Origin of the sequence: Bartonella sp. AA1HLJMS, assembly GCF_042197445.1 — a bacterium.
Classification (GTDB): domain Bacteria; phylum Pseudomonadota; class Alphaproteobacteria; order Rhizobiales; family Rhizobiaceae; genus Bartonella.
The window spans coordinates 26098-50393 of record NZ_JBHIRW010000002.1 but is presented as its reverse complement, the minus strand read 5'-3'; the positions used below and the strand labels follow the sequence as shown (position 1 = coordinate 50393).

The following is a 24296-nucleotide window of genomic DNA, read 5'->3' as shown; positions in this document are numbered from 1 at the left end:
TGATGATCTCCTATAAACTGCACGAAACACAGCCATCAACTTCTGTTCCACTTAATGCTACTTGCCGTAATCGTACATAGTAAATACTCTTGATACCCTTTTTCCAAGCATAAATTTGTGCGCGGTTAATATCACGTGTGGTCGCTGTATCAGGAAAAAATAATGTTAATGAAAGACCTTGATCAACATGCTGTGTTGCAGCAGCATAGGTATCTATAATTTTTTCAGGACCAATCTCATAAGCATCTTGGTAAAAATTCAAATTCGTATTATCCATATAAGGAGCGGGATAATAAACGCGCCCAATTTTTCCTTCTTTGCGAATTTCAATTTTTGAAGCAATTGGATGAATGGAAGAAGTGGCATGATTAATATAGGAAATAGATCCCGTAGGTGGAACTGCCTGCAAATTGCGGTTATAAAGCCCATACTCAATAACTAATTTTTTGAGTTCCTGCCAATCCTTTTGATCTGGAATAACAATATTATTCCGTGCAAAAAGCTCTTGCACAAGCGGAAATTGCGGTTTCCATTCTTTTTCAATATATTTTTCGAAAAAACGTCCATCTGCATAAGCTGATTTTTCAAACCCTGCAAACATTTCTTGACGTTCGTGCGCAATTAAATTGGAAGCCCGTATGGCGTGATATGTCACAATATAAAAATAGATATTGGTAAAATCAATCGCTTCTGGAGACCCATAATAGATCTGCTCACGCGCTAGAAACCCATGCAAATTCATTTGTCCCAAACCAATCGCATGACTTTCAGTATTGCCTTTCGCAATGGAAGGCACACAAGCAATATTGCTCATATCCGAAACAGCAGTAAGAGCACGAACAGCAGATTCCACGGTCTGTCCAAAATCAGGACTTTCCATTGCATTGGCAATATTCATGGATCCAAGATTGCAGGATATATCACTTCCAATCGTGCGATAAGTTAAATCTGTCTCCAGTTCACTCGCCTCACTCACCTGCAAAATTTCTGAACATAAATTGCTCATACTTATGCGCCCAGCTATCGGATTCGATCGATTAGCAGTATCCTCAAATAAAATATAGGGATAACCGGACTCAAATTGAATTTCCGCTAATGTCTGGAAAAAAACGCGTGCATTTATTTTCTTTTTACGAATCTTTGCATTATCAACAAAAGAACGATAATGCTCCGTTAAAGAAATATCGCTAAAGGGCTTACCTGTCACACGCTCGATGTCATACGATGAGAAGAGATACATATCCTCATTATTCCGTGCAAGCTCAAAAGTAATATCAGGAATAACGACACCAAGCGAAAGCGTTTTAATTCTAACTTTTTCATCAGCATTTTCACGCTTTGTATCCAAAAACTTCATAATATCTAAATGATGAGCATGCAAATAAACAGCTCCAGCCCCCTGTCGTGCCCCAAGCTGATTGGCGTAAGAAAAAGAATCTTCTAAGAGTTTCATCACCGGTAAAACACCTGAGGACTGATTTTCTATTTGCTTAATTGGCGCCCCTGCTTCCCGCAAATTCGTTAAACAAAGCGCTACACCTCCACCACGTTTTGAAAGCTGCAAAGCCGAATTAACCGAACGACCTATCGATTCCATATTATCTTCAACACGTAGCAAAAAACACGAAACCAATTCACCTCGTTGTTTTTTCCCAGCATTTAAAAATGTCGGTGTTGCCGGTTGAAAACGTCCTGTAATAATTTCATCCACAAAACTTTCAGCAAGAGCTTTATTCCCTTGTGCCAAATATAAAGCTACAAGACAGACGCGATCTTCATAACGTTCAAGATAACGTTTCCCATCAAAAGTTTTCAGTGTATAGCTGGTATAATACTTAAATGCGCCTAAAAAGGTAGGAAAACGAAACTTAAATGCATAAGCACGTTTAAAAAGCTTTTTAATAAAAGAAAAATCATAAAGCTCAAATAAAGCTTTTTCATAATAACCTTCTTCTATTAAGTAATCTATTTTTTCCTTCAGGTTATGAAAAAAAACTGTATTTTGATTAACATGCTGAAGAAAATATTGCCGCGCAGCAAGCCGATCCATATCAAATTGAATATGACCATTTTCATCATAAAGATTAAGCATCGCATTCAACGCATGATAATCAGTAATCTGATCCGATTTCTGCGATTGTCCTATACCAATTGTTTCCAAAATCTTTCCAATCCCTTTTTTACATAAATAACGTCTTCATCAGTTCCACGCAGCTCAAAACGATAAAGGCAAGGTACACAACATTTTTCAGCAATAATTTTACTTGCTAGATTATAATAGCGACCAAAATTACGATTCCCACCGCCAATAACACCACGAATTAATTTTCGGTTCTCAGCTTCATTAAGAAACTGGACAACGGCTTTCGGCACGGCCCCTCTTCCTTCGCCATCTGCATATGTAGGAACAACCAATACATAAGGTTCACCAACCAATGCAGAAGGCTTTTTTTTATCAATTTTGAAGAGTCGTTGCCCAAGCTGCGAGACAAAATGTTCTGTATTACCCGTTGCACTCGAATAATAAACAATAAGCCCCATTAAGCACAAAGACCACTAATCATATCTGGTCTAAAACCAGACCAATGATTTTCACCACAAACAACGACAGGAACCTGACGATACCCCAGAGATTGAACAAAACTGTATGCTTGTTCATCACAAGAAATATCAACAACACGATAATGAATGCCTTTTGCATCAAAAGCGCGGCGTGTAGCATCACATTGGACACAAGATGGTTTGCTATAAATAGTGATCGACATTTTCTTCAACTTTCACAATTCCAAACAATCAACCCTGAAAGGTCAATCTAATAATTTTATAGGTACTCAAGAATAACAAAAAATAGAAATTGTACGCAAAACATGTGGTTATTTTCAAATAATACACAGCTTCCTGAACATAACAGAATTCCTCTCATCAAATAACTTCAAACACTATGATGAGAATAAGCGATTATTCTACAACTTAAATGGCAAAGCCCCCTAGTTATAAAACAATCTTTTGCTTGCATTACAATTCCCTCCTGCTGTCTAAAAAACTAATGTTCTAAACTACCGTTTTTCAAGAGCTCTGTTTGCTCTTTTACGGCAAAAATCAATTACAAAAACGAAAGGAAATCCTTCCAAAAGAGACCCTTCAGTAAAAATACTGCTATACCTTTGGCCAATAAACTCTTTACAATAATGGAAATAACTTAGATACCAAACGAAACACACTAACACCCTCTCTTGTGCTTATTTAGAATCACCAATCATTTTGATACTATATATAGTATATACTCTCTCTCTTTCGTCAAGGTGAATTCAATTATTATTTTTAATTTTCCACGATCTTCCCACTAAAATTTTCAGTACTCAAAACTATGTAATAATATAACATTTTGTTGACAAACGTTATATTATTACATAGTTTCCAAAATAATAAGTAACGATGGTAAAAAATATGGATCTGTACTTCAATAAGACAACATTAGGCTATAGGAATAGAATAGCAATAAAGAACTTTTCAGCAAAGTTAAAAGCTGGTTCATTGGTTGCAATAACAGGTGATAATGGCGCTGGAAAATCGACACTGCTAAAAGCCATCGCCGGATTGATTAAACCTCTTAAAGGAAAAATTACAAAACCAAAAAAAAGCCGCATTGCTTATCTTGCTCAGCAATGTGATGTGGATAAAACATTTCCAATTGATGTGAAAACGCTTGTAAAAACAGGACTGTGGTCTTTTTGTGGATTATGGAAGAATCAGCGCCCTTATGATTCTAAGATTCAAAATGCTCTTAAAATGGTTGGGCTTACAGAACTCGCACCCCGTTCGCTTGAAACATTATCAGGCGGGCAATTACAACGCGCTCTTTTTGCACGTATCATTGTACAAGATGCCAATATTATTTTACTTGATGAACCTTTCAATGGTGTAGATCATAATACCCAAAAAGACCTTCTTGCTCTGATCACATACTGGCAACAGCAAGGACGCACAATTCTCACCGCACTCCATAACCCTCTCATCGTGCAAGAATTTTTCCCCCAAATGATTCAAATTGATCAACAAAACGCCTTTTATGGAGAAACAACACAGTTTTTAAACAACACCCTTCATCACGTTATGCCACCTCTCACATCCAATTCTTTCCCTATTAGCGCACAAAAACAAAATCTTCTCATCAATGATCCTCTCTTTCTTAGGTTATAAGACGTGTATACATTTTTTCTTGCCCCCTTTGTTGATTTCCAATTTATGCAAAACGCCCTTATCGGTTCTATTTTTCTGTCTATTAGCGCTTGTCCTGTTGGTGTATTTTTGATGCTCCGTGGAATGAGCTTGACAGGAGATGCTATCTCTCATGCCATTCTTCCTGGTGTTGCAATTGCTTTTCTGATTTGTGGTTTTTCCCTCATATCTATGACACTTGGTGGCATCTTCGCTGGTCTTATTGTTGCTTTAGCAACCATTTTGATTTCACGAAACAGCTTTCAGAAAGAAGATGCATCCATGACCGTCTTTTATCTTATTGCACTCGCAGCAGGTGTTATTATTATCTCACTGAAAGACTCAACAATTGAGCTGCTTCATCTCTTATTCGGATCGGTTCTTGCACTTGATGCACAAGCCCTTTGGTTAATCGCTACTATAATGCTGATTACACTCTGCAGCCTTTGTATTTTTTGGCGTGCACTCGTTTTAGAAAGCTTTGATCCCCTCTTTTTTAAATCACTCTCTCCATTGAGTAAATATATTCATATTTCATTGCTTGGACTTGTGGTGTTGAATCTGGTTGGAGGCTTTCAATCACTAGGAACATTACTTTCCGTTGGTATTATGATGATTCCAGCCATTACAGCCCGTTTTTGGTTTTCACGGCTAGTCCCTATTTGCGCGCTTTCCACTCTTTTTGGAATCATTTCTAGCGTATGTGGTCTCCTGCTTTCTTTTCATCTTTCACTTCCCTCCGGCCCTGCTATCATCATTGCCGCAGGATTTATTTATCTTGTTTCCTGTTTGATAAGTCCACGTGGCTTTATTGTAACATGGTTTCCCCACCTCTTTTATACCTCCTCACTTTAAGGAAAAAAATGTGCCTAAGTTTGCTCAAAAATTTGTTCTTCTTGGAGCTTTATTGCTTGCCCTTTCTCCATTTTCTGCTTCTGCACACAATAAAATCAAAGTTGTTGCGAGCTTTTCTATTCTCGCAGATCTCGTAAAAAATGTAGGAGACAACCATATCTCTATGACCACTTTTGTAGGTCCAAATGCGAATACCCACACTTATGAACCTACCCCCCATGATGCTCAGGCTCTTAGAAATGCTCAAATTATTTTCATCAACGGGCTTCATTTAGAAGGATTTATTGATCGCCTCATTACAGCAAGTGGGACAAAAGCACTTCTTGTCGAAGTTAGCGCTAACATTCCTTCCCTCAAAATGAAAAATCAAGAACATAATGCCCATCACCACCACAGCGTTATTGATCCACACGCTTGGCAAACAATTCCCAATGTCAAAATCTATGTGAAGAATATCGCTGCTGCTTTTTGTAAAATCGATCCACAATCCTGTACCAGCTACAAAAAAAATGCCGAAACCTACATCCAAAAACTTAAAATAGCACAAGATACCCTGAAAACAAAAATTGCTGCCATTCCTAAAGATAAACGTATCATTATCACATCTCATGACGCGTTTGGCTATTTTGCCAAGGAATATGGTTTTACTATCCTTGCCCCTCAAAGTGCTTCAACAGAAGCTGAAGCAACCGCAGCCGATGTTGCCAAGCTTATCCAACAAATTAAAGCGAATAAAGCAGCTGCCCTATTCGTTGAAAATATCTCTAATCCCCGTCTCATAAAACAGATTGCAAAAGAAACAGGTTTAACAATTGGTGGAACACTTTATTCTGATGCATTGTCAAACAAAAATGGCCCTGCAGCAACTTATCTCGATATGATGGAACATAATGTAAATACCATCATTGATGCTATCACGAAACCTTAAAAAATCTTCTACGAAAGAGAGAAGAAAAAATTCATAAAATCATAGATCTATGATTATGTTACCAATAATACTCAATCCTCATGATTGGTGACAATGATATAAAACAAAGTTGATTTTACAGAAAAAATTTATACCCTATAGATGCTAAAATGGATCAAAGTTAAGATATAAGGTGCATAGTGCCATCATCTATGAATAATTTTCTCTCTCTATTTTTCTTATTCATTCTTTATAAGATACATAAATTATTACATCAGGAAATAGATAATAATAGATTGTTTTTTATTGATAAAGTACCTTTCTAAATGAGAAGAAATATGGTTAATAAATGGTTATTATCTCTTGATGTTTTTCTACAATGAAAAGAACTTTATTATGTTTGATGTTTGAAAATAATATTCTTCTTATAGACCATAAAAGTGCAAGATTTCATTATACGAGCGTTTCGAATATTCTCAACATCATGTGACAATGAACCATTACCAAAACTTTTAAAATTTTATTTTTAATCTCATCGGTTATACTCTGATTTTGTGAATGTAATCGAGAAAGTCAAAATACAACATTATCATGACGCAGCATAAAAGAGAGTCGTATCACATCAATTAATGCTTACTTATTATTTGTGCGCTTTCCTGTGTTTTTATTAAAAGTATGAAAATTCTGATGAGCAACAGTGAAACTTAGTTTTTGACCATAGTCGTGTGTCAAGCGTTCTTTTATTTCAATCGTAAAGATGATACCATTCCAACGCGTTAAAACATGGCAACCTGTTCCAATAAGCTTGATAAGCTCAATTTTTGTGTGAAAGACAGGCCCTTTATCTGGATGTTGGCCCAATAAGATTATTTCAGGTCTGAATGCTAAAAGATCAGTTTCTTCACCATAAGAAAATGAATGCCCTAAATGTTGTTCTAAGACATGGCGATCAAGAAAATTCATAGGAGGAGAACCAATAAAATCAGCAACAAATGTTGTTGCTGGAGTATCGTAAATTTCCATTGGTGTTCCAATTTGCTCGATAGCTCCTTTATTCAAAACGACTATTCTATCAGCTAATGTCATAGCTTCTAGTTGATCATGGGTAACATAGAGGCTCGTTGTTCCTAATGAACGCTGTAGTGTTTTTATTTCAATACACATTTGCGCCCGTAATTTTGCATCAAGATTTGAAAGAGGTTCATCAAAGAGAAAAACACGGGGTTGACGTACAATCACACGCCCCATTGCAACACGCTGACGTTGTCCTCCTGATAATTGTCGTGGTTTACGATCAAGAAATGGTTCTATCTCCAAAAGCTTTGCAGCATGTGCGATACGTTTTTTAATTTCTTCTTTAGGAGTTTTACGATTTTTAAGACCATATTCTAAGTTTCCACGAACTGTCATATGGGGATAAAGGGCATAATTTTGAAAAACCATAGCGATATCACGATCAGCTGGTTCACGATCATTGATACATTCGTTATCAATGCATAATTCACCTGAGGTAACTTGTTCAAGTCCTGCTATAATACGTAATAAGGTCGATTTTCCGCACCCTGAAGGACCGACAAGAACAAGAAGTTCTTTATCGGCAACAGTTAAGTTTAAATCATCAATGACCAGAATGCCGTTGTCATACTGTTTTTTTATATTTGATAACTGGATTATGGCCACAATTACTTCTCCGTTTCAATAAGGCCTTTGATAAAAAGCCGCTGCATGAAGATAACAACAAGAACAGGAGGAACCATGGCAACAACCGATACTGCCATGAGTATATTCCATTGAGGATCATGTTGAAGTGATTCGACAATAAGCTGTTTTAAAATAATAAGGATCGTTTGATGATTTTGATCCGTTGTGATGATAAGAGGCCAGAGATATTGTATCCATCCATAAATGAACATAATGATAAATAAAGCAGCGATATTGCTTTTACTAAGAGGAAGAAGAATATCCTTAAAAAATTTAACTGGACCTGCACCATCAACACGTGCCGCCTCTAAGAGTTCATCTGGAACAGTCAAAAAAAACTGGCGAAATAAAAATGTAGCGGTTGCAGATGCAATAAGTGGAATAATCATTCCACTATAGGTGTTGACCATCCCCAATTTTGCAACAATCTCATAGGTTGGAAGAATACGAACTTCGACAGGGAGCATCAATGTAACAAAAATAAGAACAAAAGCAGTTTTTCGGAAGGGAAAGCGCATGTAGATAATTGCATAAGCAGACAAAAGTGAAATAATAATTTTTCCAACGCTAATCCCAAGAGCCATAATGAATGAATTCATTAAGAGTGGCCAGAGATTGGGCAAACCCAGCTGTGCAAGGCCATCACCAAAGATTGTTTTATAATTTTCCAGAGCATATTTCCCAGGCAAAAGAGGAAGTGTTCCTGAGTTAAATGCTGCTGAACTATGAGTTGATGCAATGATAGCAACATAAACTGGAAAGCAAATAATGATAATACCAACAATGAGAATAATATGGGTTAGAAATTTCAAAACAGGGCGATTTTCAACCATAATTTGTTTCCTAATATTGTACACGGCGCTCAATCCAGCGAAACTGGATAAACGTTAAGACAATAACCATAAACATCAATATTGTTGATTGTGCTGCTGATGCACCGATTATTTGATTTCTAAAGCCATCGTCATATACTTTATAGACGAGGATGCTCGTTGCACGCGCAGGACCTCCAGAAGTTGTATTATCAATAATACCAAAAGTATCAAACATAACATAATTGACATTGACAATAAGAAGGAAAAACGTCGTTGGTGAAATTTGCGGGAAAACCACTGTCCAAAATCGTTTAAAGGGACCAGCACCATCAATGGCGGCTGCTTCTATTTGAGAACGCGGAACAGACTGAAGACCTGTAAGAAAAAAGAGAAAATTGTAAGAAATTTGTTTCCAACTAGCCGCAATGACAATAAGAATCATTGCTTGAGTGCCATTAATACGATAATTCCATAGCACCCCTATTTTCTCGAGAAAAAAAGGGATAATTCCGATGGTGGGATGAAAGATAAACAGCCACAATATACCTGCCAATACTGGAGCAACAGCATAGGGCCAGAGCAAAAGCATTGTATAAGCCTTTTTTGCACGTATGACACGATCAACACAGACAGCTAAGAGAAGTGATATTGTCATTGAAGCGACAGTAACTGAGATGGAAAATACTGCGGTTGTAAGAAGCGATTGCCGATAAGTAGGATCAGAAAGAACGGTTAGATAATTCTCAAAACCAATAAAGGTTGTTGTAAAGCCAAAAGGGTCTTCACGCTCAAAAGATGATTTTATTGCTTGCGCAGCAGGCCAAAAGAAAAACAAAAAAGTCACAAGAAGCTGAGGAAAAAGCAATCCGTAAGAAAGTAGACTATTTTTAAAATATGCATGTTTTTCTTGCATTCGTAGGGCTCTTTAAATGTAGAGACTTTAAAAAAGTAAACAAAAAGGACTCAACCGTTTTTGTTGAGTCTTTAATGTTTAACAATAAAACGAAATTAATGATTAGATCTTTCAAATTCACGCAAGAGTTTATTTCCACGTTCAACGGTCTCATCTAAACCATCTTTCGGCGTTTTTGAACCACTAAGAACAGCTTCCAACTCTTGATCAAGAATGGCACGAATTTGTGGTAAATTACCAAATCTTATCCCTTTTGAGTTAACTGTTGGTGGATTAAGATTAATCTGTTTGATAGCTATATCCGCACCTGGCGTTTTTTCATAGAAATGTTGTTTTTTGCTCAATTCATAAGTCGCTTTTGTGGTTGGGAGATAACCTGTTTCCTGATGCCATTTTGCTTGATTTTCTGTTTTTGAAAGAAATTTAAGAAAAGCGGCTGCCCCTGCATATTCCTTTGGAGTATGTCCCTTAAACGCCCAAATAGAAGCTCCCCCAATAACTGAATTTTGTGGTGCTCCTTCTGTATCCTTATAGTACGGTAGCATACCAACCCCCACATTAAACTGCGCTTCAGAAACAATCCCAGCATGTGATCCTGAAGATTGCATAAAAATTGCACAATTTTGTGCCATAAACATTGGTGTTGAATCTAATGCACCTGCTGGACCACCGTAACGGAAAATACCTTGATCAGACCACTTTTTCAGGTCAGTCCACATACGCACTTGTAAAGGTCCATTAAATGTAAGTTCTGAATCAAGTCCTTTGAAGCCATTTTCCTTCGTTCCAAAAGGAACATTATGCAACGCTGAAAAATTTTCTATACCAATCCATTGAGCGGCATAAGCCATTGTAAAACCACAAGTCGCCGCTTTAGTCTCAAGAATTTTCTTGGAAAAGTTTTCTATATCTTGCCATGTTCTAGGAGGCTGTTCTGGATCAAGCCCTGCTTTTTTAAAGATATCTTTGTTATAATAAAGGATGGGTGTTGAAATATTAAATGGCATAGAGACGATACGTCCCTGTTCATCGGAGTAATAACCACTAATAGCAGGGAAATAATCTGTAGGATCAAATTCTTGTTTTGTATCAGCCATAAGTTGATAAAATGGGTAGATTGCGCCTTTTGCAGCCATCATAGTTCCAGTACCAACGTCATAAATTTGAGCAAGTACTGGCTGTTTCTTTCCACGAAATGCTGCAATGAGTGAAATCAATCCCTCTTCATATTCACCGCGAAATGAAGAAACAACTTTATACTCAGATTGACTTGCATTAAAATCGTTAATGAGACTTTCAGTTTGCTTTCCTAATTCACCACTCATAGAATGCCAAAAGCTGATTTTTGTCTGTGCAAAACTTTCTGTCATCCCCGCTGTGGACATTATGATAGCAACCGTGGCCGCTATGGAAAGATAAAAACGACTCATGCTTCACCCTTTCTGAAGTGATGGAATACAAACTACCCCTAAATTTATAGTATTACACATGAACATGCTATGACTGTTTTATTTCAGAAACATATTCTCTCATTTAAACAGGAACCACTTAAAGGTCAAATGAATTTGTTTAAATTTATTTATTTTCTTTTATAAGCTTTCTTATGTATTCACGAAATACGCGTTTGTAACTATCTGAAAAAAGTGAGATGGCTTAAATAAGCAAAGTCACTTGGTAAAAAGATATGGATCGTAAATATCATTCAATGACTATTTTAATATCTGGATTTACTTTTTTAAAAAGAATTGTTTATTCTTTTATTATTTGTCTTATAACTTTCGGCTTATAACTTTAACACGATGCTGCTACTGAATTTAAAGAAGAGACAAATAGAATTTTTTAAAATTAAGAAAATCATTTTGAAGCGCTTAATAGTCTCTTTCCCTGTAACAAGGTCACACCCCTCACGCAAAACAAAATGACACTGTATGACCAATTTCCATGCTGTTAAAAAATCTTTCAATACATCTACATTTCATGATAGAACCTATAAAATAAGCCCTAAAGCCTCTCCATTAAAGTATATAAGACTTTTTGTATGCCATCATTTTTACACTTCATAAAAGTGCAAAACGACATCATCATGTGCGACCCTAATGCTTAAACAAGCCTTGCATTTGAAATATGTTAAATGAATATTTTTATTCTTTTCTCAATCATTTTTTATCCACACTCCAACCCTGCTTGTAATGTTCAAACGAATGATTTTGATTGATTCATTGTAAAAATATTTTAAATAAGAGAATCTTACGTATTAAGGTCTCTTACTCACATGAGTAAAATATTAATTATGATTATAATCAATGTATTATTGTTATATATTAGATAATTTTTCTTCTTTCATTACGCTAACTTTATGAAGATATATAGTTCCTTTTGTGTTGATGTATTTTTACCTTTGTGCACACAATTGTAATGCGAGATCAGGTTGATCTGTCGTAATATAATGTACAGGCATATCAAGCCAATATGATAACCGAGCTTTTCCATTAATTGTCCATACCCCTACAGTAAAACCAGCCTCAAGAGCAGATTCAATAAAGTTCTGTGAAACAATAGAGCCATCTAAACTTAGATCAGAATAACCTAATTGCTTCCATTCAGAAAAATGACGGTACATATCACCTTCAAAATTATCAACACATGGACCAGATGGTATTCCTGCTTCAATAAAAGGACGAAGGATAAAAGGATCAAAACTAATTGCAGAAACCCGTTCTGATAAATTTCGGCTTTTTATTAGCGCAAGCGCTTTTTGGGATAATATTGTTTCGCGCTCCACTTCACCGCATGTCTTGATTTCAAGATGCAATGCAACATTCGTTGGTGCTAAAAGATCAAGCACTTCTTCTAATAAGGGAGGTGCTTCTTGGCTTCCTTTTACGCAGAGTTGTTTGCGCGTTTCATTATCAATGTCGTGAATATACCCCTTTTTTCCAACCAATTGGTCTAGACGGAAGTCATGAAAGACAACCACTTCACCGCTTTTCAGCAAATGAACGTCGCATTCAACTTCATCAACACCTAACGCTATAGCATTATTAAATGCCGAAAGGGTATTTTCAGGATAAAGATGAGCTCCTCCACGGTGTGCAACAATTTTTTTCTCAGACATGCAAAATCCCACACTTCTCAATTTTAAACGATATTGACGTACAGATTGCCAGATAAAGGCTTATATCATATGAAAATACACAATCATTTTTAAATGATTTTTTCTACACTTTTCGAATATCAAACCCTCAGTCATATTTTATTCTTAAAAGACTTATCCTTCATTTTAATTATTCCCATTCAATAGTACTAGGAGGCTTTGAGGTTACATCATATACAACACGATTAATCCCTCTAACTTCGTTAATAATACGTGCTGCTGTCTTACTTAAAAACGCCATATCATAAGGATAAAAATCAGCAGTCATTCCATCTACAGATGTGACGGCGCGAAGAGCACAAACAAATTCATAAGTGCGACCATCCCCCATCACGCCAACAGTTTGAACAGGAAGAAGAACAGCAAAAGCTTGCCAAATTTCGTCATAAAGACCAGCTTTATGGATTTCCTCAAGATAAATAGCATCTGCTTCACGTAAAATTTCTAATTTTTCACGTGTTACAGCACCTGGACACCGAATTGCAAGGCCGGGACCTGGAAAAGGATGGCGACCAATAAACTGCTCCGGTAGCCCTAACTCTCGCCCTAGCGAGCGAACCTCATCCTTAAAGAGCTCACGCAACGGTTCTACAAGTTTCATCTTCATCTGTTCTGGTAGCCCACCCACATTATGATGGCTTTTAATGGTTACCGTTTCACCAATAGCAGACACACTCTCAATAACATCTGGATAAAGTGTTCCTTGTGCTAAAAACTCTGCACCTCCTATTTTTTTAGTTTCTTCTTCAAAAACTTCAATAAAAAGGCGACCAATCGTTTTGCGCTTTTTTTCTGGATCTGTCTCACCTTCTAAAGCATTAAGAAACACATCAGCAGCATTAACGTGAATAAGCTCTATATTATAGTGATCACGAAAGAGCGTGAGAACTTCTTCAGCTTCATTCTTGCGCATCAGCCCATGGTCTACCAAAATACATGTCAGTTGATCTCCTATGGCTTCATGAAGGAGTACCGCTACAACAGATGAATCCACTCCCCCTGAAAGACCACAAATCACACGACTTTTCCCAACTTTTTGTCGTATCGTAGCAATTGCCTGCTCACGATAAGAAGCCATTGACCAACTACCTTTAATAGCAGAGATCTTATGAACAAAATTTTGCAAAAGTTTTGTACCATCCGGTGTATGGATAACTTCAGGATGAAACTGTACCGCATAAAAATATCTTTTCTCATCAGCAATAGCCGCATAGGGAGCTCCTTTTGAGGTTCCTATGACACGAAAACCTTCTGGTAAAGCTGCCACACGGTCACCATGGCTCATCCATACTTGATAACGAGAACCTTTTTCCCACACTCCATCAAAAAGGGCACTCTCTTCTTGTACTTCCAAAAAAGCACGCCCAAATTCACGCTCATGTCCAGCTTCAACCTTTCCTCCAAGCTGAACACACATGACTTGTTCACCATAGCAAATACCCAAAATTGGAACACCCGCCTCAAAAATTTCCATTGGAGCACGCGGAGAGCCCTCATCAATAACGGAATAAGGACTCCCTGATAAAATAATAGCTTTAGGATTTATGCGGCGCACAGCTTCTAAAGCCAATTGAAAAGGAGTAATTTCACAATACACTCCCATTGCTCGTACCCGTCGTGCAATAAGTTGTGTAACTTGTGAACCAAAGTCAATAATAAGAACAGTGTCTGGATGTGATATGCTCATAGAAAACCAATCAACAATTATAAAAGAAAACTCATGAGAGTTATGATTCAATCTTTCTCTTTTCACAAGCCTGTTTTCTTAAGAAAAAGATTATTCTTGTAAAGTTTATGATAAAAAGTGCAAAAATATGGATCAATGTTTTTTTTGCAACACAGATAAAAAGAACCCATCTGTTTGTGTTGTGGCCGGCGACAAAGTAAGTCCATAATTTGAAAAAACTGGTTGCACAGGAGAAAAACTAAAATGTTTCTGCCAAAGCGCTGGCATATCTATTGGAGAAAAATGAGAATGTTGTTGAAGGAAATGGGAAATTTGTTCCTCATTTTCATCTGTAAAAAGAGAACAGGTAATATAGATTAGGCGCCCATTTGGCTTAAGATAAGCTATCGCTTCATTCAAAATATCCCTCTGTTCTGTTTGGCGTTGTTTCACTTGTTCTAATGTTAAACGCCATTTCGCATCTGGACGACGACGCCATGTTCCTGTCCCACTACATGGTGCATCTAGTAGAACTCTATCCATCTGGCCTATTAATGGCTTCAATTCTTCTTTTTGTGCTCGTGTTTGTACATTACGAACACCAGCACGTCGAAGACGATCAAAAATAGGAGCTAGGCGCACTTTATCAAAATCATAAGCATAAATTTGCCCACGATTGTTCATATCGGAAGCTAAAGCTAATGTTTTGCCCCCAGCACCTGCACAATAATCTAATACCTGCATGCCCTCTTGCGCTTCCACAAGGTGAGCAACAATTTGAGATCCTAAATCCTGTATTTCAAAGTGTCCTTTTTGAAAAGCTGGTTCCACTTGAACATTGGGATGACGATTAAACTTTTCAATCGGTGCAATTCTTAAAGCTTGCCCAAACCATGGAAAAGATTTAAGTTTGGTTTTTGCTAATTCTTTCAGCACCTTTTCTGGTGTTGCCTTTAGGTTATTTACCCGTAGGTCTAAAGAAGGACGCGTTGCTAACGCAGCCGCTTCAGTGATCCAATTATCACCAAATAAAGGACGCAGATGCGCTTGACACCATTGCGGAATATCACCACGAATATAGTCTGGAGCATCCACTAATTGCTGACCTTGCCACGATTTACGCTGTTTAGCCCCTAATAACTGCGGTGCAAACCGATCTTCTGCCAACTCACCGTCAATTTGCTCCAGCGTCATTTTTCCAGAATCTAATAAGGCACCAAAAACGATATCTCGGATATCATCACTCTCCATACGCCATTGTAAAGAATAACGTCGTCTTAAAACATCATAAACGATTGTACCAATAGCTGCACGATCACCTGCTCCAGCAAAGCGATGAGAAAGACCCCAATCCTTTAAAGCTTCTCCTACTGGGCGATGCTTCATTTCTATCTCTGTGAGAACATCTATTGCTGCTTGCAAACGCCCACCTAATCGCATTCATTTCTCCCATTAAAATAATAAAATTTTAAATCATCTAAAAAAATAATATTATCGCCTTCTTGCCAATGAAACCTTCTCAACGCCATAAAAAATTTACATTCAATATTAAAATGATCTGATCATACTTTTTTATAAGATCCAATTTAGAGTATCTAAATTTTTCCTTTCATCTTCTGCCCATTCGTTTTTTATCCTTCTACCTCTTATACTAAAAGATACGTAGCCATCCATAAAAAACTTATTTCCGCCATGCATTACGAAAAAAACAAACTCTTTAATTTATTTGCGTAAAATAAAGTTTACGAGGATTGTCTGAACAATAGAAAAAATCTTCTCATAAAATTAAACAAGCTCATCTTACGTTCAACAAAAAATTAACTTTTTAGAAAATGCTTGGAACCACTATTTGGCATGACCGTTTTTACTCTAATGGCAACTGCCAGACAATTTTAAAGGAGAAAATAATGACTTATAATAATGGAAAAACAACTTCGTCTAAAAGCCGTCATAATACAATGCCCTCAAACAACGGAAAGAAATCCGTCCAAAGTGATCAGACAAACACTCGCCAACGTGCGTCAAAGACTGGACGGAAGACAACAAAAAGCTAATTCTAATTTTATATAACTTATTTCATATAGTCTTAACAGAAAGGATTAGAGTTTTAACCTCTAATTCTTTCCTTTTTGGGATTATTACACCAAATTACAAACAGAAAAAAGCGCAGTCTCTCTTTCTGGTTCTCGGAAAATTTTATATTTATGCAATATGATATTAGGCTCTTGTATCTTTAAACTGGCCCACGATAATTTGGACTCTCTCGTGTGATAGAAACATCATGCGTATGACTTTCATGGAGTCCCGCATTCGTAATACGTACAAACGTTGCTTTTTCACGAAACTCTACGAGATCTTTTGCTCCAACATACCCCATCGAAGCACGAAGTCCACCAGCAAGCTGATGTAGAACTGATGCTATAGGACCTTTATAAGCCACCTGCCCCTCCACACCTTCAGGAACCAACTTAAGTTCATCACGAACATCATCTTGAAAATAGCGATCTGCCGATCCTCGTGCCATAGCACCAACAGATCCCATGCCGCGATAAGCTTTAAAGGATCGTCCTTGATAAAGATAAACTTCGCCAGGACTTTCTTCTGTACCCGCTAAAAGAGAGCCAATCATAGCAGCACAAGCCCCACCTGCTAAGGCTTTAGCAAAATCACCCGAAGCTTTTATCCCCCCATCAGCAATAACGGGAATGCCCGCTTTTTCAGCAACTTCTGCAGCATTCATAATGGCTGCAAGCTGAGGAACACCAACACCTGCAACAATTCGCGTTGTGCAAATAGAACCAGGACCAATCCCAACTTTTATAGCATCCGCACCACTGTCAATCAAAGCCTGTGTTGCTTGAGCAGTCGCCACATTACCAGCAATAATAGCTGGAGAAAACGTCATTTTTTTAATATGCTCAACAGTGTCTAATACACGCTGAGAATGTCCATGTGCAGTATCAATTACTAGAATATCAACGCCTGCATCAATTAATCGTTCAGCCCGCTCAAACCCATCGTTCCCTACACTACTTGCAGCTGCAACACGCAAGCGACCTTGTGAATCTTTGGCAGCGTTTGGATTTAATTTTGCTTTTTCAATATCCTTAACTGTTATCAGTCCGACACAACGATTCTGTTCATCCACAACTAATAATTTTTCAATACGATGATGATGTAAAAGATACTTCGCTTCACTGAGTTGAACATTTTCACGCACTGTGATTAAATTTTCATGCGTCATTAATTCATAAATTTTTTGTTTAGGATCCGATGCAAAACGCACATCCCTATTTGTCAAAATGCCAACAAGCCGTCCAGCAGTTTCACCTTTAGCACCATTTTCAACAACCGGAATACCGGAAATACCATGAGAGCGCATCAAAGATTTTGCTTCTTCAAGTGTTGCATCTGGTCCAATGGTGACTGGATTAACAACCATACCAGATTCAAACTTTTTTACTTGGCGAACTTCTTCTGCCTGCTCTGCAGGAGACATATTACGATGAATAACCCCAAGACCACCAGCTTGAGCCATAGCAATTGCCAAACGCGATTCTGTTACCGTATCCATTGCCGCAGAAAGCAATGGCAAATTGAGCTTAATATCCGCTGCAATGCGCGTACTGAGATCCACTTGACTAGGCATAACAAGAGAATGACCGGGTTGTAAAAGTACATCATCAAAAGTCAGTGCCAATGCACCTGTCCCCGTTTCAACAATCTTTGCCATATCAAAATTCCTTTTATAATAAAACACCGCAAGAAGCTTTAAAATACAACTGCGGTTCTCATACATGGTAGATTGGCAAAAAATTATGCCATGCTACAAACAAAATGAAAAGAAAAATAAATATTTTTTTTAAGTGTGGTTTATAAAAATTTACAATTGTGATTCAATAGGTAACCAACTTATTATTTTTGCAAATGCGCGACGCCAAAAATTGCTTTCTGGCTCATAGTCAATGCTATATTTTTTTTCATTTTCAATAAAATCCCAATAAATACGATTATTATCACCAAGACGCAGATGATAGCTCATTTCCCCTGTGGTTTCTTCAGAAAACAACAAATCTAATCTTGCTGTAATGGGAGCACATTCAAAAAGAATGCCCATTTCTGTATTTAATGATGCTGATCTTGGATCAAAATTTAAAGATCCAATAAAAGCTGTTTTACGATCAATTAAAAAAGCTTTGGCATGTAAACTTGCCTTACTCGATCGAAACAATCGTAACCCATGAGTATTGCCTTCCGCTTTTAATTCATAAAGATTAACACCACTTTTCAACAATGCCTTACGATAAGGTACATAACCACCATGCACTAATGCTACATCAGTAGCAGCTAAAGAATTTGTCAGAATTTTGACATCAACACCCTTTGAAACCAAATTACTAAAATTCTGCGTGCCAACCTTACCAGGAACAAAATAAGGTGACGTAATCTGAACCGTTTTTTGGGCATTTCCAATAACCTTTGAAAGTGCCTTCATAAGCCAATTGCTTGCTTTTTTACGCAATGCTTTTTCTGGAGGGTCAGAAAGAACAACAACTTTGTCTGCTAAAAATAACCGCTTTCCTGTTTGGATAAAACAATTAAAGTTAATGTGCTCTTTGACATAATCTAAATAAACTTTTGCAACCTTGGAATCACGAAACTTTCGTAATTTATCTTTCCAATAGCTAAGATCACTTGCGCTTTTAGGAACAACCAAAGTATGAATTGGCAAAACAACAGCACTATTCCAAAAATCATCAAAGATACTTTCTACCTTTTTAACAGAAGGACCGATTAACATCAAATCTAAATCTCGAAAATGGGATTCTTTACCAGCATCAAAATAAGAATCTGCAAGATTACGTCCTCCTACAAAAGCAACCCTGCCATCAACAATAAAAGCTTTATTATGCATTCTACGTGTTACAGTAATTGCCCGTAATATAATTTCTAAACCACGGCGTAAACCACCTTTACGCGATCGCCCTGGATTAAACATTCTCACCTCAATATAAGGATGTTTATCTAGTGCAATATAAGCTGGATCACGTGCCTGAGCATTAATATCATCCAAAAGAAGCCGTACCCGAACCCCTCGATCAGCTGCCTCAACTATTTCACTTAATAATAGGCGCCCCGTTAAATCATCATCCCAAATATAATACATCAGATCAAGGCTACGCCCAGCCTCTGCAGCTCCTATTGCACGAACACAAAACGCATCCAAATTGCTGATAATGAGGGAAAGGGCATCTTTATCAATCCCCAATCCATTTTCTTTCTCAGCTAATTGACTGACGATACGATCAAGCTTAGTTTCATCTTTCTGAAGAGGTAACGCATAAGAACATTTCCCCCTAGCATTTTTCACAAAACGCCCATAGGTGTAGATTGCCAACATAGATGCAATAAAAAAAAAGAGGACAAAACCAATAACAATCTGTAAAAGAGTCAAAGAGGGCAAACTTTCTATTTTAAACTATCACATCATCAGTAATGCAAACGATAACACTAATCACTTTATCTTAATCGTATAGCAGATAAAATGCCACTTCTTGCTTAAGAGAGTATAAATTTAATATTGATGATACAAAAATTTTAGCGGTAGTATTTAAAAGTTTTTAAAAATGCTTCTCTGTTTTAATAAATGTAAACTTAACTAAAATTGTATAAATTGAAACAAACGATTAAAATAGTCACATAAAATTTATATTTGATTTAAATCTACAAAATCATCCTCTATAGATAAATTTTACAATAAATGATTATTTTCTTCAGCTTTCCCCCACGGACTTTATCAAAATCCACTCTATTTTTTTGAAACGCTTGCTTGTCATGAAGAGAAATTTGTTATGAATTTTACTTTCGTTCTTGATTTCTTATTGCTCTCAATTCTTCCATTTTTCTATAAAGTGTAGAGCGACCAATATGAAGGCGGCGCGCAATCTCACTCATATGTCCTTTATAATGTTTAATCGCTTTCTCTATAATATCATGCTCCATTTCTGCAAAAGTACGTACATGCCCATCAGTATTCAAAAATTTTATCGATTCTTGCTCATTATCTTCTTGCATATTACCCTCAATGATATTGGGAACATTCATTAATGAATTTCCCATTAATTGCGGAAAATCTCGAACAGTTAATAACGGTCCTTCACTGAGTAAAATCGCACGAAATAAAAAGGTTTCAAGCTCATTTCTATTGCCAGGCCAATCATACTGCATAAGCAAGGAAAGAGCAGAGCCTGCTAAACCATGGACATGTGATCGCCCTGTTTCTGTGATAATGCGATCAATCAAACGTTGTGTGATCTCTGGAAAATCATCCCTTAATTCTCGTAAAGCAGGAACGCTAATAGACAAGTGAGAAAATTGTTCAAACAAACTATGCAAAAAAAAGTTCTCATTAACCAAGTCCTTTAAACGCGATGTTGAAATAGCGATGATCCGAAAAGGAAAAAAATCTCCTTTTGTATCCCTTTCCCTTTCTTTAAGGTAATGAGCAAACCGTTTTTGCTGTATGGGCTCAAGTCGATCAATATCACAAAGGCAAAGTGTCCCTTTTTCAAGAGAAGAAACCAATGGTAGGAATTCTTTAAACCACTGCTGATTTTCTTCTTCTGGATCAACGATGGCTGAACATTGAAAGCGAACAAAAACACCCTCCGAAAATAATCCCTCATGATGAATAATCCGAGCTAATGTCTCACGTCCTGTTCCAGCTTCTCCCTCTATCAAAAGATTCTGTAAAGAAGTTGCTGCTTGTCTCGATTGTTCTAATACTATCTGCATAGCTCTACTTTTTACGCAAAGATCAGAAAACCGTAAATGATTCTCTTTTTTTCGCCGAATATCTCGAACCTCATGCTCCAAGGCAGAAATAAGAGCAAGGATATCCAAAGTAACTCTTACACGTAATAATGTTACTGGATGGATCCAATAATCAATAGCTCCAGCTGTTAAAGCTTTCTGGAGTAAATGCTGATTCTCTTGTTGTGCTATAACGACAATAGGAACAGAAACACCAGCAACTCTAATCATTTTAATCAAATCGCTCACACTCAAATCACTCATAACGACATCAAGGAGTGCAAGCACAATGTTTTTACGCCTGTGTAAAAGATCAATCGTACGGAGACCATTTTCTGCTTCAATGACACGATAACCAAAACCTCGCAGCATAGAAGAAAGTTCTATACGTCTTCCATAATCTTCACTCGCAACAAGAATGGGACCAACCATAATGTCAATAATCTCCTTTGAGACTACTTAGCAGCTTAATATAAAAATTGTTGTAAACCATAAGAAATATTTTACCTCTTGTGTTTCACTTACGAAATTCATCAAGCTGTCAATTAAATACAACATTAAGGCATTTTTTTCCATTTTTTTGCTTTTTCATTGATTTTTATCAAATTTTTCATATTGACTCATGGGGTAATTTAATAATGTTATAGAAACTAGAGAGCAAAATAATCTAAATAGAGTGCAATAAATGAAACATACCTATCATATTTTATGTCTTACAATTACCGCCTTGCTGTTAAGTGCCTGTAACTTTTCGCGATATTATAACTCAAATATGCCAACTGGAATTGATGGAAAATGGGTTGATGAGAATGGTATTATTTCTTCTTTCCACAATGGTGTTTTTGAAACGCATGCAGCAGATACAGAAGAAAAACTATCAGAAGGAGCATATAATTATCTCAATGCCCAAAATATAGAAATTGAAATACGCTCTATTCTCCGTGGAACAATTTCTAGAGTCAATTGTACAATGTCATATGACGCCACACAACTTCTCTGCACCTCACATACAGGAGCACAGTTTTTCCTTAAGCGGAAATCTTAACAAAGTACAAGGGAAACCTCTCTTAAGAACAGAGGGAGCACACACATTAAGCAGGAGGCGATATCCTTTCTCCTCCTGATAGAAAATCCTCTCTAAAATACGCAAAGAGGCTGGTATAATCTTTACCCTGAAAATTTTCTAAACATTATGAAATGCGTAAAATAATCATTTTCTTCCACAAAATATCAGTAAAGCCACCTCACAATAAAATTGTAACTTTGTATCCTGCAATCTATTTCAACCTAAAATAACATTTATTTGATAGGGAACTTTAATCTAAGCAGCTCCAATGCGCAAAAGATCATGAAAATGAACAATTCCTATCGGTTTTTTATCTTCAACCACAAAAAATGCACCAATCTGATGATCATTAATAAAAGCTGTTGCTGCACCAACAAGTGTATTTGGCTTTACAACTTTAGGAGCTTTGGTCATCACATCGTCAACATTAAATTTTGATAAATTAAAATGAATGTTACGTGCAAGATCGCCATCAGTTACAATTCCGATTAGTTCACCTTCTTGATTCACAACACCAACACAACCAAAATGTTTTTCCACCAAAACATTCATCGCTTCAGTCATAGCTGTTCCCTGCATAACCAAAGGAATATTATCACCCTCATGCATAATATCACACACGTATTTAAGGCTTGCACCAAGAGAACCACCAGGATGATATATTTTGAAATCCGTTGCGGTAAAACCACGCATTTCTAAAAGAGAAACCGCTAATGCATCTCCCATTGCCAATTGCATAATTGTTGAAGTTGTAGGGGCTAAACCATGGGGGCAAGCCTCTTCTATCTTTGGTAATAATAGCACAATATCAGCTTGCCGTCCTAACACAGAGTGCTTACTTGATGTCATCGCAATAAGGGGAATACGAAAACGCGCCGCATAACTCATAATACCACTTAACTCTTGAGTTTCACCAGACCATGATAAAGCAAGAATAACGTCATCAGAGCCAATCATACCAAGATCACCATGATTGGCTTCTGCAGCGTGCACAAAAAAGGCAGGTGTTCCAGTTGAGGCTAAGGTTGCTGCAATTTTTGTCCCTATATGACCACTTTTTCCAAGGCCAGTAATGACCACATGTCCACGCGCATTTCTAATAGTTTGAACAGCCGCTTCAAAAGAAGAAGAAAGACTTTCCAGCAGAGCTTTTTCAAGAGCTTCAAGCCCCTGCTTTTCACTAGCAAGTGTTTTAAGCGCTGATGCTACTGCACCTTGCAAAGCCATATGAGGAGACGGTATTGTCATAATCAAATTCGATCAATAAAATTAAGTGAGAGATCTATATCACTTTTCAACATTAATGGTTTCCAGTAAATTTTTCAATGAAGCAGAAACGTGGCTGTGCATATCAGCGCGTGCCAAAGAAAATGCAACGTTGGCTTCAATAAAACCAGCTTTAGAACCGCAATCAAAAGTGCGCCCTTTTACTTGCAAACCCCAAAAATCTTGCTCATTTGAAAGCCGTATCATAGCATCTGTTAATTGAATTTCATTTCCTGTTCCCCGTTCTTGAGTGGAAAGAATATTAAAAATTTCTGGCTGCAAAATATAACGTCCATTGATGTACAAATTTGATGGTGCCGTTCCTTGTGCCGGTTTCTCTACCATTTTTGTGATTTCAAAACCATTTGCAATCTGTTTGCCTTTCCCAACAATACCATATTTATGTGTTTCTCTAGGATCGCATTCCTGAACTGCTATAATATTCCCCCCACCCACCTTTTCATAAAGGCTCATCATTTCAGAAAGACAGCCCTTTTTCGCCTGTATCAACATATCGGGTAATAATAAAGCAAAAGGTTCCCCTGCAACTAATTCACGCGCACACCAAAGAGCATGCCCTAATCCCAAAGGTTGTTGTTGCCGAGTGAAAGAAGTTGACCCTGGTAATGGCTGTAAACGGTATAAGTGTGCAAGATCTTCTTTCTTTCCACATTCAGCAAGTGTCGTGTATAATTCAACTTGCGCATCAAAATAATCCTCAATGACTGCTTTGTTACGTCCAGTCACAAAAATAAAATGCTCAATACCAGCTTCCCTCGCCTCATCCACAACATATTGAATAACAGGTTTATCAACAACTGTTAGCATTTCTTTAGGAATCGTTTTTGTCGCAGGAAGGAAACGCGTACCAAGACCTGCTACTGGGAATACTGCTTTCCGGATTTTACGCACACTCACCCTC

General features: G+C 37.2%; 20 protein-coding genes. 5 read left to right on the top strand and 15 right to left on the bottom strand.

From position 1 onward, the window contains the following. Positions 1-10: 10 nt before the first annotated feature. Genes nrdE through nrdH form a run of 3 tightly spaced genes read right to left on the bottom strand, consistent with a single transcriptional unit; the run spans position 11 to position 2765 of the window. A complete protein-coding gene (nrdE, locus tag ACFIQE_RS01385; RefSeq protein ID WP_375621181.1) occupies positions 11-2161 on the bottom strand; it encodes a class 1b ribonucleoside-diphosphate reductase subunit alpha in 2151 nt (716 codons plus the stop codon). After that, complete coding sequence (gene nrdI / locus ACFIQE_RS01380; RefSeq protein WP_375621180.1) at positions 2143-2541, bottom strand: class Ib ribonucleoside-diphosphate reductase assembly flavoprotein NrdI; 399 nt, start codon at positions 2539-2541, stop codon at positions 2143-2145. Before nrdI ends, nrdE begins: the two co-directional genes overlap by 19 nt. Beyond that, complete coding sequence (gene nrdH / locus ACFIQE_RS01375; RefSeq protein WP_005774163.1) at positions 2541-2765, bottom strand: glutaredoxin-like protein NrdH; 225 nt, start codon at positions 2763-2765, stop codon at positions 2541-2543. The genes nrdI and nrdH overlap by 1 nt, the downstream gene beginning before the upstream one ends. A 682-nt stretch (positions 2766-3447) precedes the next feature. On the opposite strand from nrdH, the gene ACFIQE_RS01370 reads away from it, so the two are divergent. From ACFIQE_RS01370 to ACFIQE_RS01360, 3 genes are read left to right on the top strand one after another with little or no spacing between them, the layout of a single operon-like run. Continuing rightward, positions 3448-4200, top strand: coding sequence for an ABC transporter ATP-binding protein (locus tag ACFIQE_RS01370; protein WP_375621179.1), 753 nt, complete (start codon positions 3448-3450; stop codon positions 4198-4200). Positions 4201-4203: 3 nt separating this feature from the next. Continuing rightward, entirely contained in the window at positions 4204-5073 is an 870-nt protein-coding gene (locus tag ACFIQE_RS01365; RefSeq protein WP_375707206.1) for a metal ABC transporter permease, read from the top strand. A gap of 10 nt (positions 5074-5083) precedes the next feature. After that, the gene (locus tag ACFIQE_RS01360) at positions 5084-6001 is read left to right on the top strand and encodes a metal ABC transporter solute-binding protein, Zn/Mn family (protein WP_375621177.1); all 918 of its coding nucleotides are present in this window, start codon (positions 5084-5086) and stop codon (positions 5999-6001) included. A gap of 612 nt (positions 6002-6613) precedes the next feature. On the opposite strand, the gene ACFIQE_RS01355 is transcribed toward ACFIQE_RS01360, so the two are convergent. The 7 genes from ACFIQE_RS01355 to ACFIQE_RS01325 all read right to left on the bottom strand — a co-directional run bounded on the left by ACFIQE_RS01355 (position 6614) and on the right by ACFIQE_RS01325 (position 15669). After that, a complete protein-coding gene (locus ACFIQE_RS01355; protein ID WP_375621176.1) occupies positions 6614-7660 on the bottom strand; it encodes a sn-glycerol-3-phosphate import ATP-binding protein UgpC in 1047 nt (348 codons plus the stop codon). A 2-nt stretch (positions 7661-7662) separates the two neighbouring features. Then, entirely contained in the window at positions 7663-8514 is an 852-nt protein-coding gene (gene ugpE / locus ACFIQE_RS01350; RefSeq protein WP_375613289.1) for a sn-glycerol-3-phosphate ABC transporter permease UgpE, read from the bottom strand. Positions 8515-8524: 10 nt separating this feature from the next. Next, the gene (ugpA, locus tag ACFIQE_RS01345) at positions 8525-9409 is read right to left on the bottom strand and encodes a sn-glycerol-3-phosphate ABC transporter permease UgpA (protein WP_375707205.1); all 885 of its coding nucleotides are present in this window, start codon (positions 9407-9409) and stop codon (positions 8525-8527) included. A gap of 95 nt (positions 9410-9504) precedes the next feature. Continuing rightward, positions 9505-10839, bottom strand: coding sequence for a sn-glycerol-3-phosphate ABC transporter substrate-binding protein UgpB (gene ugpB, locus ACFIQE_RS01340; RefSeq protein WP_375618067.1), 1335 nt, complete (start codon positions 10837-10839; stop codon positions 9505-9507). Positions 10840-11801: 962 nt separating this feature from the next. Beyond that, positions 11802-12524, bottom strand: a complete 723-nt coding sequence (locus ACFIQE_RS01335; RefSeq protein WP_375611843.1) for a glycerophosphodiester phosphodiesterase — start codon at positions 12522-12524, stop codon at positions 11802-11804. A 169-nt stretch (positions 12525-12693) separates the two neighbouring features. Continuing rightward, positions 12694-14250, bottom strand: a complete 1557-nt coding sequence (guaA, locus tag ACFIQE_RS01330) for a glutamine-hydrolyzing GMP synthase (protein ID WP_375673822.1) — start codon at positions 14248-14250, stop codon at positions 12694-12696. Positions 14251-14382: 132 nt separating this feature from the next. Beyond that, complete coding sequence (locus ACFIQE_RS01325) at positions 14383-15669, bottom strand: RsmB/NOP family class I SAM-dependent RNA methyltransferase (protein ID WP_375639504.1); 1287 nt, start codon at positions 15667-15669, stop codon at positions 14383-14385. A gap of 467 nt (positions 15670-16136) precedes the next feature. Here ACFIQE_RS01325 and ACFIQE_RS01320 point away from each other — a divergent pair, with 467 nt between their 5' ends. Further along, positions 16137-16283 carry a hypothetical protein gene (locus ACFIQE_RS01320; RefSeq protein ID WP_273722522.1) on the top strand — a complete coding sequence of 49 codons (147 nt, stop codon included), beginning with the start codon at positions 16137-16139 and terminating at the stop codon, positions 16281-16283. 179 nt (positions 16284-16462) lie between these two features. Here ACFIQE_RS01320 and guaB read toward each other — a convergent pair whose 3' ends face one another. The 3 genes from guaB to ACFIQE_RS01305 form a co-directional block, all read right to left on the bottom strand. After that, complete coding sequence (guaB, locus tag ACFIQE_RS01315) at positions 16463-17962, bottom strand: IMP dehydrogenase (protein ID WP_375707204.1); 1500 nt, start codon at positions 17960-17962, stop codon at positions 16463-16465. A gap of 150 nt (positions 17963-18112) precedes the next feature. After that, positions 18113-19684 carry a phospholipase D family protein gene (locus ACFIQE_RS01310; RefSeq protein ID WP_375629995.1) on the bottom strand — a complete coding sequence of 524 codons (1572 nt, stop codon included), beginning with the start codon at positions 19682-19684 and terminating at the stop codon, positions 18113-18115. Positions 19685-20088: 404 nt separating this feature from the next. Further along, positions 20089-21474, bottom strand: coding sequence for a sigma-54-dependent transcriptional regulator (locus ACFIQE_RS01305; protein WP_375611848.1), 1386 nt, complete (start codon positions 21472-21474; stop codon positions 20089-20091). 253 nt (positions 21475-21727) lie between these two features. Between ACFIQE_RS01305 and ACFIQE_RS01300 the strand changes: the two genes are divergently transcribed. Beyond that, a complete protein-coding gene (locus ACFIQE_RS01300) occupies positions 21728-22087 on the top strand; it encodes a hypothetical protein (RefSeq protein ID WP_375611849.1) in 360 nt (119 codons plus the stop codon). A 276-nt stretch (positions 22088-22363) separates the two neighbouring features. On the opposite strand, the gene ACFIQE_RS01295 is transcribed toward ACFIQE_RS01300, so the two are convergent. Beyond that, positions 22364-23356, bottom strand: coding sequence for an SIS domain-containing protein (locus ACFIQE_RS01295; protein ID WP_375621171.1), 993 nt, complete (start codon positions 23354-23356; stop codon positions 22364-22366). Between the two features lie 39 nt (positions 23357-23395). Then, the gene (locus ACFIQE_RS01290; protein ID WP_375621170.1) at positions 23396-24286 is read right to left on the bottom strand and encodes a UTP--glucose-1-phosphate uridylyltransferase; all 891 of its coding nucleotides are present in this window, start codon (positions 24284-24286) and stop codon (positions 23396-23398) included. Between the last annotated feature and the right edge of the window lie 10 nt (positions 24287-24296).

Bases quoted from the DNA above. Each gene is read 5' to 3' on its own strand.
- nrdI (WP_375621180.1), bottom strand. From the start codon at position 2,541: ATGGGGCTTATTGTTTATTATTCGAGTGCAACGGGTAATACAGAACAT.
- nrdH (WP_005774163.1), bottom strand. From the start codon at position 2,765: ATGTCGATCACTATTTATAGCAAACCATCTTGTGTCCAATGTGATGCT.
- ACFIQE_RS01370 (WP_375621179.1), top strand. From the start codon at position 3,448: ATGGATCTGTACTTCAATAAGACAACATTAGGCTATAGGAATAGAATA.
- ugpE (WP_375613289.1), bottom strand. From the start codon at position 8,514: ATGGTTGAAAATCGCCCTGTTTTGAAATTTCTAACCCATATTATTCTC.
- ugpA (WP_375707205.1), bottom strand. From the start codon at position 9,409: ATGCAAGAAAAACATGCATATTTTAAAAATAGTCTACTTTCTTACGGA.
- ugpB (WP_375618067.1), bottom strand. From the start codon at position 10,839: ATGAGTCGTTTTTATCTTTCCATAGCGGCCACGGTTGCTATCATAATG.
- ACFIQE_RS01335 (WP_375611843.1), bottom strand. From the start codon at position 12,524: ATGTCTGAGAAAAAAATTGTTGCACACCGTGGAGGAGCTCATCTTTAT.
- guaA (WP_375673822.1), bottom strand. From the start codon at position 14,250: ATGAGCATATCACATCCAGACACTGTTCTTATTATTGACTTTGGTTCA.
- ACFIQE_RS01325 (WP_375639504.1), bottom strand. From the start codon at position 15,669: ATGCGATTAGGTGGGCGTTTGCAAGCAGCAATAGATGTTCTCACAGAG.
- ACFIQE_RS01320 (WP_273722522.1), top strand. From the start codon at position 16,137: ATGACTTATAATAATGGAAAAACAACTTCGTCTAAAAGCCGTCATAAT.
- guaB (WP_375707204.1), bottom strand. From the start codon at position 17,962: ATGGCAAAGATTGTTGAAACGGGGACAGGTGCATTGGCACTGACTTTT.
- ACFIQE_RS01305 (WP_375611848.1), bottom strand. From the start codon at position 21,474: ATGGTTGGTCCCATTCTTGTTGCGAGTGAAGATTATGGAAGACGTATA.
- ACFIQE_RS01300 (WP_375611849.1), top strand. From the start codon at position 21,728: ATGAAACATACCTATCATATTTTATGTCTTACAATTACCGCCTTGCTG.
- ACFIQE_RS01295 (WP_375621171.1), bottom strand. From the start codon at position 23,356: ATGACAATACCGTCTCCTCATATGGCTTTGCAAGGTGCAGTAGCATCA.